Source organism: Streptomyces zinciresistens K42 (assembly GCF_000225525.1).
Classification (GTDB): Bacteria; Actinomycetota; Actinomycetes; order Streptomycetales; family Streptomycetaceae; genus Streptomyces; species Streptomyces zinciresistens.
This window is the reverse complement of sequence record NZ_AGBF01000028.1, coordinates 45,131-59,306: the sequence shown is the minus strand read 5'-3', so window position 1 is coordinate 59,306 and position 14,176 is coordinate 45,131. Positions and strand designations below refer to the sequence as shown.

The following is a 14,176-nucleotide window of genomic DNA, read 5'->3' as shown; positions in this document are numbered from 1 at the left end:
GCTCACCGAGCACGACTGCGAGATCGCCCCTTCCCCCCTGCGGCGCCCACGAGACGCGAGCGGCCTCCCGTCCGCCGGTTCCGTGCGGGACACGGAACTCAAGGAGCTGGTCCGGCAGGTCCACACCGACAACTGCCGTTTCCGCGGGGCCCGGAAGATCCGGCGGGAGCTGAACCGGCGGGGTCACGCGGTGGCCCGCCGCACCGTCGAACGGCTGATGCGCGAGCCGGGCATCGCCGGCGCCATCCGCGGTGAGAAGGTCGCCGCCGCCGGTCAGCCTGTCACCGTCGAACTTCCACCCGACTCTTCCGTTCTCTACATGTCCCCAAGATCCACCGTGAAGGCGAAGGGTGCGGTGGCTTTCACGGTGCCGGTGAAGATCTCGCCGTCCCGGTAGGCATGGGTGGCGGGATCGAGGACGTAGGTGTACACGATCGGAATCCCGGTGGCGGCCTGCTCGACCCGCCAGTAGAAGGGGATGCCGGCCTTGGCGTACTGGTCCACCTTCACGATCCGGTCGGTGGTCTCCGAGCCGGGGCCGGGTGAGGCGGGCTCGTCAGTGTTTCACCGGTCGTGGCGGACGCTGTGAGAGGCTGGGGCGTATGAACCGGTTGGCTGGTGTGACCTCGCCTTATCTGCTTCAGCACGCTGACAATCCGGTCGACTGGTGGCCGTGGACACCGGATGCCTTCGAAGAAGCCCGGCGGCGCGGCGTCCCCGTGTTCCTGAGCGTCGGCTACAGCGCCTGCCACTGGTGCCAGTGAACTCGCAGACCCAGTAGTCGGTGGTGCTACACGTCTCTGATGATCACGCGCTTCCCGCAGAGCTTCGACCAGTCGTCACGGTCGGAGGTCAGGACGATCACGGGGGCCGGGGTGCGGAGCGCGAGCGCGGCGACGAGGGCATCGATCGCGTACTGGTGTCCGTGCAGACCGCCTGCGTCCTGAAGCAACGCCACCGCGGTCAGCGAGTCCTCCTGGCTGACTGGTTCCACCCGCAGCCGGGAGAGCACCCACTTCAAGCGTGCCAGATCGGTCTTCCCGTGTACGGCTTCAACAATGGTCAGCGCGGACACGAGGACGGGAACCCCGACCTGCCGGGATGCCTCGATGCGAGCCGCCATACCGCGGTCGTTGCGCAGGAGCAGTGAGAGCGCCTCCGAGTCGAGCACCAGCGACCGGGCCGACTGCTCCTTCACGCAGCGCCCCGCTCGACATCCTCGGTGTTCACGTCTCCGAACAGCTCGCGACGAGCGGCTTCGATCTCCTGCTCCGTGAGCGAGCCGTGCTCCTCCTCATGGGACGCCACGATCTCCGCGAGCCCGTCCATGGCGAGCTGGTGCCTGACAGCCTCGGTGATGTAGCTGGACAGCCCGCGTCGGCCGGTTCGGGAGCGGAGCTCGCCGACCAGCTCGGTGGGCATGGACACAGAGATGTTCTCGGTGGTTCCGGGGCGGGATGGCTTCATGGCCCTAGTGTAATACATTGTCTATTATAGGGAGAGGGTTTGTCGGGGAGCGAGGGCTTGCGGTGCTCCGCGTACTCCGAGGTCGACATGGCGGGGGAGCCCTCTCGGCCCGTCGCGAGAACAGCAGGCGGGACTGGTGGAGTGGCGGTTCGCAGGGGGTGAGGAACGGAATCCCCGCCCGTCGGAGTCCGGCACTTGGTTGGGTGGGCGTCGTGTCTCTCTCGAACGGTGAATTCCGCCTGCCAGTCGACGTCCGTCTGATCTGGGGGAAGCTGGGCGACGGTTGTCGGCCGCACCCCCTCATCTGTCATGCGTTGGACACCGCGGAAGTGGCGTACCAGTTGTTCGACCTATGCCTCGGGCCCTACCTCAGGAACCGTCTGGAAGCGGCGCTGGAGCCGCTCGGGGACGCGCGGGAGTGGGCCGCGAGGCTGGCGGGACTGCACGACCTGGGCAAGTGTTCACCCACCTTCCAGGGGTTGAGGGCGGACGTCGCCAAGACGCTGCTGCCAGAGTCCGATCACGCTGCCATCGACCGGTTGCGGGAAGGTCCGAGGAGTTCGGGGGCGCGGACGGATGTGGCGCACGGGCTGATCAGCGCGCTGTACGTACGGAAACTGCTGGTGAAGTGGGGCGCCTCGGCGGAGACTGCCGAGGCCATCGGGGCCGCGCTTGGTGCTCACCACGGGTACGTTCCGGGACCGGCCGATCTCCGGCAGGTCTCCTACAAGCGTGGTGCGATCGGAGGGGAGACCTGGGCCACCCGTGTGGAGGCGCTGGCCGACGAGTTGTGCAGGTTGCGTCGCACCCCGGAGGGTGAGCCGAGTGCGGCCGACTGGGCGCGGGTGATGATGGACGGGCCTGCGGAACTGGCCCTCGCGGCGCTCACCTCGGTCAGTGACTGGGTCGCGTCCGATCGGAAGGAGGTGGCCCACGCCGGTGCGGGTGTCGACCTGACCGCGTACGCCGCCGGAGTGGCAGCGACCGAGCAGCCGAAGGTCAAGTCCTTGGGGTGGGAGGCGTGCACGGTACCCGAGGACACTTCCTTCGGATCGTTGTTCCCCCAGAGTTCCGAACGGCGCGACCTCCAGACCCGGCTGGAGCAATTGGTCGCCAGTCTTCACGATCCGGTCGGTGGTCTCCGAGCCGGGCGACACCACCTCGACGACCAGGAGCACGTGCTCGGGGCGGGTGGGCGTGAGGTCGATGGTCTCCGCCCGACAGACGATGACGTCCGGACGGCGGTTGCACACCGCTCACTCGGAAGGGAAGGGGTCGACCGCCACGTCATGGCGCATGAGGGCAATCCGGCCGGGTGAGGCGGGCTCGTCAGTGTTTCACCGGTCGTGGCGGACGCTGTGAGAGGCTGGGGCGTATGAACCGGTTGGCTGGTGTGACCTCGCCTTATCTGCTTCAGCACGCTGACAATCCGGTCGACTGGTGGCCGTGGACACCGGATGCCTTCGAAGAAGCCCGGCGGCGCGGCGTCCCCGTGTTCCTGAGCGTCGGCTACAGCGCCTGCCACTGGTGCCACGTCATGGCCCACGAGTCCTTCGAGGACGACGACACCGCCGCGTACCTGAACGAGCACTTCGTGTCCGTCAAGGTCGACCGCGAGGAACGCCCCGACGTCGACGCCGTCTACATGGAGGCCGTCCAGGCCGCCACCGGGCAGGGCGGCTGGCCGATGTCCGTGTTCATGACGCCGGACGGGGAGCCCTTCTACTTCGGTACCTACTTCCCGCCCGCACCCCGCCAGGGCATGCCGTCCTTCCGCCAGGTGCTGGAGGGTGTGCGCGGCGCCTGGACGGACCGGCGCGACGAGGTGGCCGAGGTCGCCGGGAAGATCGTGCGCGACCTCGCAGGACGCGAGATCTCCTACGGCGGCCCCGAGGCCCCCGGTGAGCAGGAGCTGTCACAGGCACTGCTCGGGCTGACGCGCGAGTACGACCCGCAGCGCGGCGGATTCGGCGGCGCGCCCAAGTTCCCGCCCTCCATGGTGATCGAGTTCCTGCTGCGCCACCACGCGCGCACCGGCGCCGAGGGCGCGCTCCAGATGGCCCAGGACACCTGTGAGCGGATGGCGCGGGGCGGCATCTACGACCAGCTCGGCGGCGGCTTCGCCCGCTACTCCGTCGACCGGGACTGGGTGGTGCCCCACTTCGAGAAGATGCTGTACGACAACGCGCTCCTCTGCCGCGTCTACGCCCACCTCTGGCGGGCCACCGGCTCCGAGCTCGCCCGGCGTGTGGCGTTGGAGACGGCCGACTTCATGGTCCGTGAACTGCGCACGGGCGAGGGCGGTTTCGCCTCCGCGCTCGACGCCGACAGCGACGACGGCAGCGGGCGGCACGTCGAGGGCGCGTACTACGTGTGGACGCCCGCGCAGTTGCGCGAGGTCCTCGGGGACGAGGACGCCGGACTCGCCGCGCGCCACTTCGGGGTGACCGAGGAGGGCACCTTCGAGCACGGCGCCTCCGTGCTGCAACTCCCCCGGCAGGACGAGGTGTTCGACGCGGCGAGGATCGCCTCCGTGCGCGAGCGGCTGCTGAGCCACCGCGCCGGACGGCCCGCACCGGGCCGTGACGACAAGGTCGTCGCCGCCTGGAACGGGCTGGCCGTGGCCGCCCTCGCCGAGACCGGCGCCTACTTCGACCGCCCCGACCTCGTGGAGGCCGCGCTCGGCGCCGCCGACCTGCTCGTCCGGCTGCATTTCGACGACCAGGCCCGCCTCACCCGCACCAGCAGGGACGGGCAGGCCGGCGCCAACTCCGGTGTCCTGGAGGACTACGCCGATGTCGCCGAGGGCTTCCTCGCGCTCGCCTCCGTCACCGGGGAAGGCGTCTGGCTGGACTTCGCCGGGTTCCTGCTCGACCACGTCCTCACCCGCTTCAGCGACGAGGAGTCGGGCGCCCTCTACGACACCGCCGCCGACGCCGAGCGGCTGATCCGCCGCCCGCAGGACCCCACCGACAACGCCGTGCCCTCCGGCTGGAGCGCGGCCGCCGGAGCCCTCCTCGGCTATGCGGCGCAGACCGCCTCCGCGCCCCACCGCCACGCCGCGGAGCGGGCGTTGGGCGTGGTCAAGACGCTCGGGCCGCGCGTCCCGCGCTTCATCGGCTGGGGTCTCGCGGTGGCCGAGGCCCGGCTCGACGGGCCCCGCGAGGTCGCCGTCGTCGGCCCCGCGCTCACGGACGAGGCGACGCGCGCCCTGCACCGTACGGCACTGCTGGGCACCGCCCCCGGCGCGGTCGTGGCGGCGGGCACCCCGGACAGCGGGGAGTTCCCGCTGCTCGCCGACCGGACGCTGCGCCAGGGCGCGCCCGCCGCGTACGTCTGCCGCGACTTCACCTGCGACGCCCCGACCACGGACCCCGAGCGGCTGCGGGCCGCGCTGAACGGCTGAGCGCGCGGCGTCAGTCCGCGTAGTCCGCGAGGGCGCGCTCCACGATGGCCACCAGCTGCTCGTGGTGCGCGCCCTTCCAGTAGGCGCGTCCGCACGAGGCGCACTGGGCGAAGACGTCGTACGAGCGCCGGGTGCCGCCCTCCAGCCGGTCGGCGACCTCCTCCTTGGTGGCCGCCCTCAGCAGGCCGTTGCAGGCGGTGCAGCGCGTCCAGGGCCGCAGCTCGGGGCGGAACCGGCCGAGTACGTCGTGCAGTTGGTCCTCGGGGCGGGTGCTGTAGACGTACGCGCCGGCCCACAGCTCGCGGCGGCGCAGGAGTCCCCGGTCGCGGCTGAGCATCACCCGGCGCTCGGCGGCGGAGAGGGAGGCGAGGGCCGGGTCGCCGAGGTCGGTCGACTCGTAGGCGGTGTCCACGCCGAGGAGGCGCAGCCGGCGGGCGAGGGTGCCGAGATGGACGTCGAGCAGGAAGCGCAAGGGGGCGCCGGGCACCGGCTGGGGGCGTGCGACGGGCCGGACCGCGACGGACTCGCCCGCGGCCGGGACGTGGGAGACCGGTACCTCGCGGCCGTCCACGAGCAGGGTGCCGACCTCGGTCAGCGGGACACCGAGGGACTCGACCACGTGGCCGAGGGTGGCGACCCCGTCGACGGTGACGGGGCCGGTGCCGGAGCGCCGGGCGCCGGGGAGGAAGAGGCGCAGCTCGGGGGCGAACTCGACGTGGATCTCGGGACCGTTCACGCGGTCAGGATGCCATGGGCGGCGGCCCGTTCCTCAGGGGTTCTCCACGGTCAGGCCGTGCTCCAGGACGGTGAGCGCCCGGTCGAGGAGCGTCCGCAGGTCGTCGCGGAAGCCGTTCTCCGCCCAGTACAGCGCGATCTCCGCGAGGCCGCCGATCAGGGACATCGTGTACACCCGCACCTCCAGGCCGTCCCCCTCGCGTCCGGTGCGCTCGGCGACGGCGTCGGCGAGCAGCCGGCCGGTGACGGACATGCTCTCCGTCATCCGCGAGCGCACCGCCGGGACCCGCGCCATCAGGTGCGAGCGCAGCCGGGTGATCTCGGGTTCCTGCTGCATGCCGATGTCGATGGCCGTGCGCATCACGTACCGCAGGGAGTCCGTCCACGGTTCGCCGGCCGGGCGGGCCCGCAGTTCGGCCAGCAGGAGGGCGTCGTACTCGTCGGTGAGCACGATGTCCTCCTTCGTGGGGAAGTAGCGGAAGACCGTGGACGGCGACACCTCGGCGCGTTCGGCGATCTGCTCGATCGTGGTGGCGTCGTAGCCCTGTTCCCGGATGAGCGCGTACGTCGCCTCGCGGATCGCCGTCCGGGTCTTGATCTTCTTCCGCTCGCGAAGCCCCGGCTCGGGGTGTTCGGTCAGGGACGGAGTGCGTGCGGGCGTCATGGGAGTCATTGTCGGGCATCGGCCTGTCCGGCAGTCATGCCGCGGTCGCCGGCGCCCTCGCCGGGCCCGTCCGTCCGGTGCCCTCGCCGGGCCCGTCCGTCCGGCGCCCGGCCGGGCGGCCGTCGTCGTCGGCGCCGCGTTGAGGATCGTCGTGTCGGAGCAGAGCGTGAGCATGCTCGCGATCAGGGCGCCGAGCGCCCACCAGCGGCGGGCGGAAGGGCCACGGCCGGATCGGCCGTGGCCCTGGTGCCGGGTCGTCCGGGTGCGTCTACGTGTGCTGGTAGGCCACCAGCGAGATCCCGATGTAGTGGGTGATGAACGCGGCGAGCGTGAAGGAGTGGAACACCTCGTGGAAGCCGAACCAGCGCGGTGAGGGGTTCGGCCGCTTGAGGCCGTAGATCACGCCGCCCGCGCTGTAGAGGAGGCCGCCCACGATCACCAGGACCAGGACGGCGATGCCGCCGGCGCGCAGGAAGTCGGGCAGGAAGAAGACGGCCGCCCAGCCCATCGCGATGTAGCACGGGGTGTAGAGCCAGCGCGGCGCGCCGACCCAGAAGACGCGGAAGACGATGCCCGCCGCAGCGGCGCCCCAGATGCCCCACAGCAGCCACTGGCCCTTGGCGCCCGGCAGCAGCAGCATCGTCAGCGGGGTGTAGGTGCCCGCGATGATCAGGAAGATGTTGGCGTGGTCCAGGCGGCGCAGGATGCCGTCCATGCGCGGGCTCCAGTTGCCCCGGTGGTACAGCGCGCTCACGCCGAACAGCAGGCACGCCGTCAGGACGAAGATCCCGCAGGCCAGCCGGCCCCGGGGGGAGTCGGCGAGGGCCGTGAGCACCAGCCCGGCCACCAGGACGGCCGGGAACATGCCCAGGTGCAGCCAGCCGCGGAGTCTGGGTTTGATCTCCTCGCCGAGCTGCTGGGCGGTGTGGGCGAGCTGGTGCGGCAGGGACGGCGCGCCGGAGTCGCCGCCGGTGGCCGGCGTGTCCGTGTGCGCGTCGGGGACGGGCGCGGTCATGCCCTGAATGGTACCTACGGAACCGTAAGTTACGCGTCGGAGGGGCGAGATGGGGTTCCGAAGTGGTCATCGTCTCATGCCCGGCCGAACGGGCGCGTACCAGGGGTGACGTCACGGTGACGCTTCGGAAACATCGCGAGGAGTGGCGATGCTCACTCCGCTCACCTGTGATGCCCTCTGGACATATGGGCGCACCCGTCGGATGATCAAATGAGTGCGGTCGGCACCGGATGAGCGCTGAAGATCCAGTCCGCGAAGCGTCCGGGCCGCAGCCCCCACGGGGCAGACAAGGGCATAGCAAGACCAATCACGACAAAATCCCTCTCTTAGGAGCAACCGTGGCGCGCGACATCGCGGCTCCCCCCGTCGTCCCCACCGAACACCGCGAGCTGATCTCCTGGGTGAACGAGATCGCCGAACTGACCCAGCCGGACAACGTGGTCTGGTGTGACGGATCCGAGGCCGAGTACGAGCGCCTGTGCGAGGAGCTCGTCGCGAAGGGGACCTTCCGCAAGCTCGACCCCGTCAAGCGCCCCGGCTCCTACTACGCCGCCTCCGACCCCACCGACGTCGCGCGCGTCGAGGACCGCACCTTCATCTGCTCCGAGAAGGAGGCCGACGCGGGCCCGACCAACCACTGGAAGGACCCCGCCGAGATGCGCGAGGTCTTCCAGGGCGAGAAGGGCGTCTTCCGCGGCTCGATGAAGGGCCGCACGATGTACGTCGTCCCCTTCTGCATGGGCCCCCTCGGCTCCGACCTGTCCGCGATCGGCGTCGAGATCACCGACTCCGCCTACGTCGCGGTCTCCATGCGCACGATGACCCGCATGGGCCGGCCCGTCCTGGACGAACTCGGCTCCGACGGCTTCTTCGTCAAGGCCGTGCACACCCTGGGCGCCCCCCTCGCCGAGGGCGAGGCCGACGTCCCGTGGCCCTGCAACCCCACCAAGTACATCTCGCACTTCCCCGAGACCCGCGAGATCTGGTCCTACGGCTCCGGTTACGGCGGCAACGCCCTGCTCGGCAAGAAGTGCTACGCCCTGCGCATCGCCTCCGTCATGGCCCGCGACGAGGGCTGGCTCGCCGAGCACATGCTGATCCTCAAACTCACGCCCCCGCAGGGCGAGTCCAAGTACGTCGCCGCCGCCTTCCCGTCCGCGTGCGGCAAGACCAACCTCGCCATGCTGGAGCCCACGGTCTCCGGCTGGACCGTCGAGACCATCGGCGACGACATCGCCTGGATGCGCTTCGGCGCGGACGGCCGCCTGTACGCCATCAACCCCGAGGCCGGCTTCTTCGGCGTCGCGCCCGGCACCGGCGAGCACACCAACGCCAACGCGATGAAGACGCTGTGGGGCAACTCCGTCTTCACCAACGTCGCCCTCACCGACGACAACGACGTGTGGTGGGAGGGCATGACGGAGGAGACCCCGGCCCACCTGACGGACTGGAAGGGCAACGACTGGACGCCCGCGTCCGGGACGCCCGCCGCGCACCCCAACGCCCGCTTCACCACACCCGCCGCGCAGTGCCCGATCATCGCGCCCGAGTGGGAGGACCCGCGGGGCGTGCCGATCTCGGCGATCCTCTTCGGCGGCCGCCGCGCCAGCGCCGTACCGCTCGTGACCGAGTCCTTCGACTGGAACCACGGCGTGTTCCTCGGCGCCAACGTGGCCAGTGAGAAGACCGCCGCCGCCGAGGGCAAGGTCGGCGAACTGCGCCGCGACCCCTTCGCGATGCTGCCCTTCTGCGGCTACAACATGGGCGACTACATGGCCCACTGGGTCGACGTGGCCAAGGACAAGGACCAGTCCAGGCTGCCGAAGATCTACTACGTCAACTGGTTCCGCAAGAACGACGAGGGCGCGTTCGTCTGGCCCGGGTTCGGTGAGAACAGCCGGGTCCTGAAGTGGATCGTCGAGCGGCTGGACGGCACGGCGGAGGGCGTCGAGACGCCGATCGGCATCCTGCCCGCCAAGGGGGCCCTGGACACCAAGGGCCTCGAACTGGCCGACGCCGACCTGGACTTCCTCCTCAGCGTCGACAAGGAGGTCTGGCGCGAGGAGGCCGCCCTCGTCCCCGAGCACCTCAACACGTTCGGCGAGCACACGCCGAAGGAACTGTGGGACGAGTACCGCGCCCTGGTGCAGCGCCTGGGCTGAGGCCCCGAAGACTCCGCGGCCGGTCGACCGAGCGTGCCCTGACCAGCAAGATCGTCACGGCCGGCCGCGGTGCACCACCCCTGTGACCGGCGAGGTCCCGTACAACGGCGTACGGGGCTGTGGGCCTGTCGTCCCGTTCCGCCCGCCCCGGCGGAACGCGCGACGACAGGCCCTCGCCGTCTCCGCCCGCGCCGCGGCGGCACGAGCGCGGGACCGGCCGCCCCCCGCGGCCGGCGGCACGTCACACCGCCCCGTCCCGGTCCTCCAGATACCGCGTGTGCGACGCCTGGCGGCGGGCCTCCGCCTCGCGCAGCCCCTCCGCCAGACGCTCCGCTTCCCCGCGCAGCAGGCCGAGCTGACGCTCCAGATGCAGCTCCGGCGCCTCCCCGCCCGGGGTCATCCGCGTCCACCAGCGCGCCCGTACGAAGCTGTCGACCGCCTCGGGAAGGTCGCGCCGCACGATCCGCGCCAGCACGTGCGCGCCCTCCGGGTCGTGCGCGAGCAGCTCCGCCCGCCAGCCCCGGTCGAGCAACGCCTCCAGCAGCACGGTGAGTTCACGCAGCCGCGCGGCGGCGGTCACCGACAGCTCGACGTCCGCCAGATAGCCGCGCAGCTCCTCGAAGTCGCCCCGCACCTCCTCCAGCCGCGCGGACGCGCCGGGGAACCCCGGTGGCGCGGGCCGCTCCGGCGGGGCGATCAGCGCGCCCGCGCCGTACAGCCCCGCGACCACCACCGGCCAGTACGCGCCCGCCGCGCCGGTGAAGGTGAGCGCGAGCCCGGCCAGCCCGCACGCGCTCCCCGCGATGTTCCTGCGGGACTCCAGATACGCCACCGCTCTACTGGTAGCCACGGATCTCCTCGAAGGCGCCGCCCAGCGAGTCCTCACGGCCGTCGAAGAGGCGGCCGCCGGTCAGAGCGGCGATGGACTCCAGCTCGGCGCGGTCGGAGTCGCCGAACAGGACCGGGAACACCGGAGTGACCCGCCGCTCGGCGTCCAGCCCGGCGTACCACGCCCGGAACTGCGCCGCGTCGGCGCCGGCGGTGTTCTCGCCGTCCGTCATCAGCACGATCGAGGTGAACGTGTCCCCGGCGGCGCCCAGATGGTCGTAGGCCGCCTGGAGCGAGGTGTAGATCGCCGTGTCGCCCCGCGCGTCCAGCGCCTCGGTGTCCCTGCGGATGCCGGCCGCGCCGGCCCCCGGCCGGGCCGGGTCCACCACATGGCTGCGCACCCGCTTCACCGCCGACCCGAACGGCATCAGCGTGACCTCCTCGCGTTCGCGGAAGTCACCGGTCAGAGCGGTCAGCGCCTTCTTCAGCCGGGCCAGGCGCTCGCCCCGCATCGAGCCGGAGGTGTCCAGGACGTAGACCGTGCGGGACGGCCGGCGCAGCTTGTTCTCATAGGCGTCGAGCAGTCCGTCGGCGACCGACCGGCTGCCGGGGAAGGGCAGTTCACGCCGCCGGGCGCGGTCCAGGCCGGGCGCGGGCGGCACGGAGGCGACCACCGGGCGGCGCAGGGTGCGCTCGGTGATCATCCGCTGGACGCCGGGCGAGCGGAGCGCCTCGGCGAGGCGGCGGACGTCCTCGCGGGCCGCGGCGCCCGCCGACGCCAGCGACGACAGGGGGTAGTCGGCGGTGACCACGCCGTCCCGGGGCCGGATCACCGTCAGACCGGGGACGCCCTTGAGGACGGACTCGTAGTTCAGCAGGGCGTCGACCGTGCCGCGCCGCTTGTACGCCGCCGCCAGCCAGCCCGAGGAACCCGACGTCAGCCGCTGCCCCGCGAAGAACTCCCGGAGCCGCGGCGTGGCCTGCGCGACATCGCGCCCGGTCAGCGCCGACTGGGCGCCGGACAGCGCGGAGGCCACGGAGACGAGCGCGGCGAAACCGGAGTTGGAGCGGGACGGGTCGGTCATGCCGTACGTCAGCCTGCCGTCGCGGACGGCCCGCTCGATCCGCGACCAGGTGACGTCGTCCCGCTTCCAGCCCAGCGCGTCGAGCGTCGCGGCGCGCACCCCGATCGCCACCGGACTGGCCATCACCGGTGTCTCCGAGACGACCTTGCGGGCCGCCTCGGGACGCAGCCGCAGATAGTCGTTGGAGGACAGCCACAGCGCGTCGTAGCGCCCGTCCGCCCGGCCCTCGGCCAGCAGTTGCACCGCGTCGAGGGTGCCCGTGTAGACGGGCTCGACCCGGACGCCGGTGTCACCGGCGATCCGCTCCAGCACCGGGGCCATGTCGGCGAGTTCGCTGGAGGCGAGGACGCGCAGCGTGCCGGGGCGCGGGGCGCCGGGCTCCGGGCCGTCGGCCCGCCGCGCGGTGCAGGCGGTCAGCAGGGTCAGCACGGCGAGCGCGCCGGCGAGGACGCGTGCTCTCACGACCGGCCCCCCGCCAGCGCGTCCTGTGTCCTGCTGCGCTCCAAGGAGGCGTCGGCCGCCCGGAGTTCGGCGGTCAGGTGCTCCACGGTGGTCGCCATCGCCTCGGTGGCGCGCACCTTGTAGGCGTCGATCGCGTCGAGGGTGCGGTGGATCTGCTGGAAGGCGGCGCGCAGGGTCTCGGCGCCCACCGCGGGGTCGGCGGCGATCCGCTGGACGTCGCCGCTCTGCGTGCCGAGCATCTCGGCGTTGCCCCGGATCAGGTCCTCCGTCGTCCCGCGCAGCGCGTCGACCTGTTCGACGACCTTCCTCTGGTGCTCCAGCGCCGAGGCCAGCATCACGGCGATGCGCAGGGCCGACACGGTGGTGGTCGCGGCCCGGTCGACGCCCTTGATCAACTCCTCGTTGTTGCGCCGCACCACGTCCATCGCGAGGTAGCCCTGCGCGCACACCGCGAGCTGGGTGAGCAGGTCCTGGTGCTTCTGCCGGACGGGGAAGAGGACGTCGGCGCGCAGGGCGTCGGCCCGGCCGGGCTCGGCGGCGCGGGCGATGTGCTCCTCCACCGCGCCGTCCAGGGCCTCGGTGAGCACGGCGTACTCCTGGAGCCTGCCCATGGTCTCCCACAGCCGGGTCCGCTCGGTCTGCAGCGCGGCGTTGTCGCGCCGCAGTTCGTCCTGCCCGCCGCGCAGGGCGGAGACGATCCGGTTCAGGGTGTCCTGCGCGGAGGCGTACCGGGCGAGGTGGTCGCGCAGTCTGCCGCCGCCGGGCAGCCGGGAGAGGAACCTGCGGCCGCGGGCGGCGGGCAGGTCGCGCGGGTCCAGGTCCTCCACGACCCGCCGCAGGGCGACGAGCGAGCCCGCGACCTGCGTCTGCGCGTCCCCGCCGGTGTCCGGCAGGCCGCGCAGCGTCCGCTCCAGCATGCGGTTGGACTGCGCTGCCGCCGTGCGCATCTCCCCGGCGCCGAGCGCGGTGATCTCACCGACCTTGCCGGCGAACTCGGGGGAGCGGGCGTCCAGTACGGCGAGCGCGTCGACGTAGGCCGCGGCCCTGGCGGTCGTCTCGGCGCGGACCGCCTCGTCGACCGGGACGAGTCCGCCGGCCTTCTCGCGCGGCACGCCGGCCACCGGCTCCGGCGGCGTGAGGACGAAGGTCTCGTCGGTGTGGCCACTGCTGTTCATGTGCGCTCGCCCCCTTGTCCGCGGGCCCGCCGCGCGAGCTCGTGCAGCACCGGGGAGGTGGGCACGGCCGCCTGGTGGATCCCGGTCAGTTCCGTGCGGAGATAGGCCGTGGCCGAGGCGAAGGCGGTGGGGGCGCCCTGCGGGCGGAACCCGTAGCGGACCTCCAGCTCCCGCAGCCTCGGATCGGTGGACAGGAGTGCGGCCACGGCCCGGCCGCCCGCGGTGAGCGGTACGGCGGTGTGGTCGCTGGTGACGGTGGTGTCCGGGTACAGGACGACCAGGTCGTCGGGCCGCTCGCCGCCCGCGAGGAGGGCGGCGACCTGCGACTCGTAGACCACGACGAGCGGATTGCCCGCGCCGCTGACGAAGTCCCGGAAGACGGCGTCGCTGCCGGACTGCTGGGCGCCCTGCACGCTGACGAGCTTGCGCAGCAGCGGGGCGGTGCGGTCCACCTCGGCGCGGGAGGCGACGACCCTGCCGCCGTTCGCCACGTAGGAGGCCGCCGCCAGGTACAGCGCGCCGGAGTTGGAGGTCTCCGGGTCGGTGCTCGACAGGTAGAGCGTGCCCGTCAGCTCGGGGTACTTCGCGGCCCCCCTGAGCTGCTGCCAGGTGCGGTCCTCGCGGGCGGCGTCGAGATACCGGGCCATGTCGAGCGTGCCCCGGCGGGGCGCGTCGAGCCGTGCCAGACCGCCCGCCGCGAGCACCTCGGCGGCGTTCTCGTGCGCCACGACGACGAGGGGCGAGTAGAAGGGGCGCGGCAGTTCGCCCCGCACCCCGTACTTCGCCGCCAGCCCGAGGGCGGGCGCCCGGCTCGACGGCAGCGCCAGGTCGTAGCCGGCGAGGTCGAGTCCTTCCATGGCCCAGGACCCGGAGGTCTCGGCCCGTACGGTGTAGCCCTTGGCGGCGAGGGCCTTCACCACATCGGGATCGGCGAAGAACTCCGCCTTCTCCGACCCGATCACCGCGCGCACGGTCTTCGTTGCCGTGCTCGTGTCCCCTTCACCGCGGCCTGCGACGACGGCGGCCACCACGCCACCGATCAGCAGTACCGCGAGGACGATTCCTGCGATTCGTCTCACACCGGGAGCGTGCTCCCGGAATCCAACGTTCCCTGCCGGAGGGGGTGAACGGCGGATGTCGCGCCCGTCCCGTTACGGTACGGGCGTGCAGTGGCGCC

12 protein-coding genes and 4 pseudogenes are annotated in these 14,176 nt (G+C 72.0%); 5 read left to right on the top strand and 11 right to left on the bottom strand.

Annotated features, from left to right (window positions below; all coding sequences use genetic code 11):
• The first annotated feature begins 82 nt into the window (after positions 1–82).
• On the top strand, positions 83–397 hold the full coding sequence (locus SZN_RS43470) for an IS3 family transposase (protein ID WP_086021368.1): 315 nt from the start codon (positions 83–85) through the stop codon (positions 395–397).
• Here the strand turns inward: SZN_RS43470 and SZN_RS12040 are convergent.
• A pseudogene (locus SZN_RS12040) lies at positions 316–537 on the bottom strand (Uma2 family endonuclease); the annotation flags it as partial. The gene SZN_RS43470 and the pseudogene SZN_RS12040 sit on opposite strands and share 82 nt — an antisense overlap.
• A 65-nt stretch (positions 538–602) precedes the next feature.
• On the opposite strand from SZN_RS12040, the pseudogene SZN_RS38510 reads away from it, so the two are divergent.
• Positions 603–758, top strand: a pseudogene (locus SZN_RS38510) (DUF255 domain-containing protein); the annotation flags it as partial.
• 32 nt (positions 759–790) lie between these two features.
• Here the strand turns inward: SZN_RS38510 and SZN_RS12035 are convergent.
• Together SZN_RS12035 and SZN_RS12030 are read right to left on the bottom strand one after the other, a co-directional pair.
• Positions 791–1,198, bottom strand: coding sequence for a type II toxin-antitoxin system VapC family toxin (locus SZN_RS12035; RefSeq protein WP_007494681.1), 408 nt, complete (start codon positions 1,196–1,198; stop codon positions 791–793).
• Positions 1,195–1,467: a hypothetical protein gene (locus tag SZN_RS12030; RefSeq protein ID WP_043730134.1), complete on the bottom strand. Its 273-nt coding sequence runs from the start codon at positions 1,465–1,467 to the stop codon at positions 1,195–1,197. The genes SZN_RS12035 and SZN_RS12030 overlap by 4 nt, the downstream gene beginning before the upstream one ends.
• Positions 1,468–1,529: 62 nt before the next feature.
• On the opposite strand from SZN_RS12030, the pseudogene SZN_RS42480 reads away from it, so the two are divergent.
• Positions 1,530–2,375: pseudogene (locus tag SZN_RS42480) on the top strand (CRISPR-associated endonuclease Cas3''); the annotation flags it as partial.
• 197 nt (positions 2,376–2,572) lie between these two features.
• On the opposite strand, the pseudogene SZN_RS41355 reads toward SZN_RS42480, so the two are convergent.
• A pseudogene (locus tag SZN_RS41355) lies at positions 2,573–2,714 on the bottom strand (Uma2 family endonuclease); the annotation flags it as partial.
• Positions 2,715–2,842: 128 nt separating this feature from the next.
• Between SZN_RS41355 and SZN_RS12020 the strand changes: the two are divergent.
• Entirely contained in the window at positions 2,843–4,873 is a 2,031-nt protein-coding gene (locus SZN_RS12020; protein ID WP_043730130.1) for a thioredoxin domain-containing protein, read from the top strand.
• A 10-nt stretch (positions 4,874–4,883) separates the two neighbouring features.
• On the opposite strand, the gene SZN_RS12015 is transcribed toward SZN_RS12020, so the two are convergent.
• The 3 genes from SZN_RS12015 to trhA form a co-directional block, all read right to left on the bottom strand.
• Positions 4,884–5,609, bottom strand: a complete 726-nt coding sequence (locus tag SZN_RS12015; protein ID WP_007494673.1) for a Mut7-C RNAse domain-containing protein — start codon at positions 5,607–5,609, stop codon at positions 4,884–4,886.
• A 33-nt stretch (positions 5,610–5,642) separates the two neighbouring features.
• Positions 5,643–6,272, bottom strand: a complete 630-nt coding sequence (locus SZN_RS12010) for a TetR/AcrR family transcriptional regulator (protein WP_007494671.1) — start codon at positions 6,270–6,272, stop codon at positions 5,643–5,645.
• A gap of 268 nt (positions 6,273–6,540) precedes the next feature.
• Positions 6,541–7,287 (bottom strand): PAQR family membrane homeostasis protein TrhA, encoded by a 747-nt coding sequence (gene trhA / locus SZN_RS12005; protein ID WP_007494669.1) that lies wholly within the window; start codon positions 7,285–7,287, stop codon positions 6,541–6,543.
• A 338-nt stretch (positions 7,288–7,625) separates the two neighbouring features.
• On the opposite strand from trhA, the gene SZN_RS12000 reads away from it, so the two are divergent.
• Positions 7,626–9,449 (top strand): phosphoenolpyruvate carboxykinase (GTP), encoded by a 1,824-nt coding sequence (locus SZN_RS12000; protein ID WP_007494666.1) that lies wholly within the window; start codon positions 7,626–7,628, stop codon positions 9,447–9,449.
• Between the two features lie 241 nt (positions 9,450–9,690).
• On the opposite strand, the gene SZN_RS11995 is transcribed toward SZN_RS12000, so the two are convergent.
• From SZN_RS11995 to SZN_RS11980, 4 genes are read right to left on the bottom strand one after another with little or no spacing between them, the layout of a single operon-like run.
• Positions 9,691–10,299, bottom strand: coding sequence for a hypothetical protein (locus tag SZN_RS11995; RefSeq protein ID WP_208865789.1), 609 nt, complete (start codon positions 10,297–10,299; stop codon positions 9,691–9,693).
• Positions 10,286–11,824 carry a VWA domain-containing protein gene (locus SZN_RS11990; protein WP_007494664.1) on the bottom strand — a complete coding sequence of 513 codons (1,539 nt, stop codon included), beginning with the start codon at positions 11,822–11,824 and terminating at the stop codon, positions 10,286–10,288. The genes SZN_RS11995 and SZN_RS11990 overlap by 14 nt, the downstream gene beginning before the upstream one ends.
• Entirely contained in the window at positions 11,821–12,999 is a 1,179-nt protein-coding gene (locus SZN_RS11985; protein ID WP_007494662.1) for a toxic anion resistance protein, read from the bottom strand. The genes SZN_RS11990 and SZN_RS11985 overlap by 4 nt, the downstream gene beginning before the upstream one ends.
• Positions 12,996–14,078, bottom strand: a complete 1,083-nt coding sequence (locus SZN_RS11980; protein WP_007494660.1) for a hypothetical protein — start codon at positions 14,076–14,078, stop codon at positions 12,996–12,998. Before SZN_RS11980 ends, SZN_RS11985 begins: the two co-directional genes overlap by 4 nt.
• Positions 14,079–14,176: the final 98 nt, after the last annotated feature.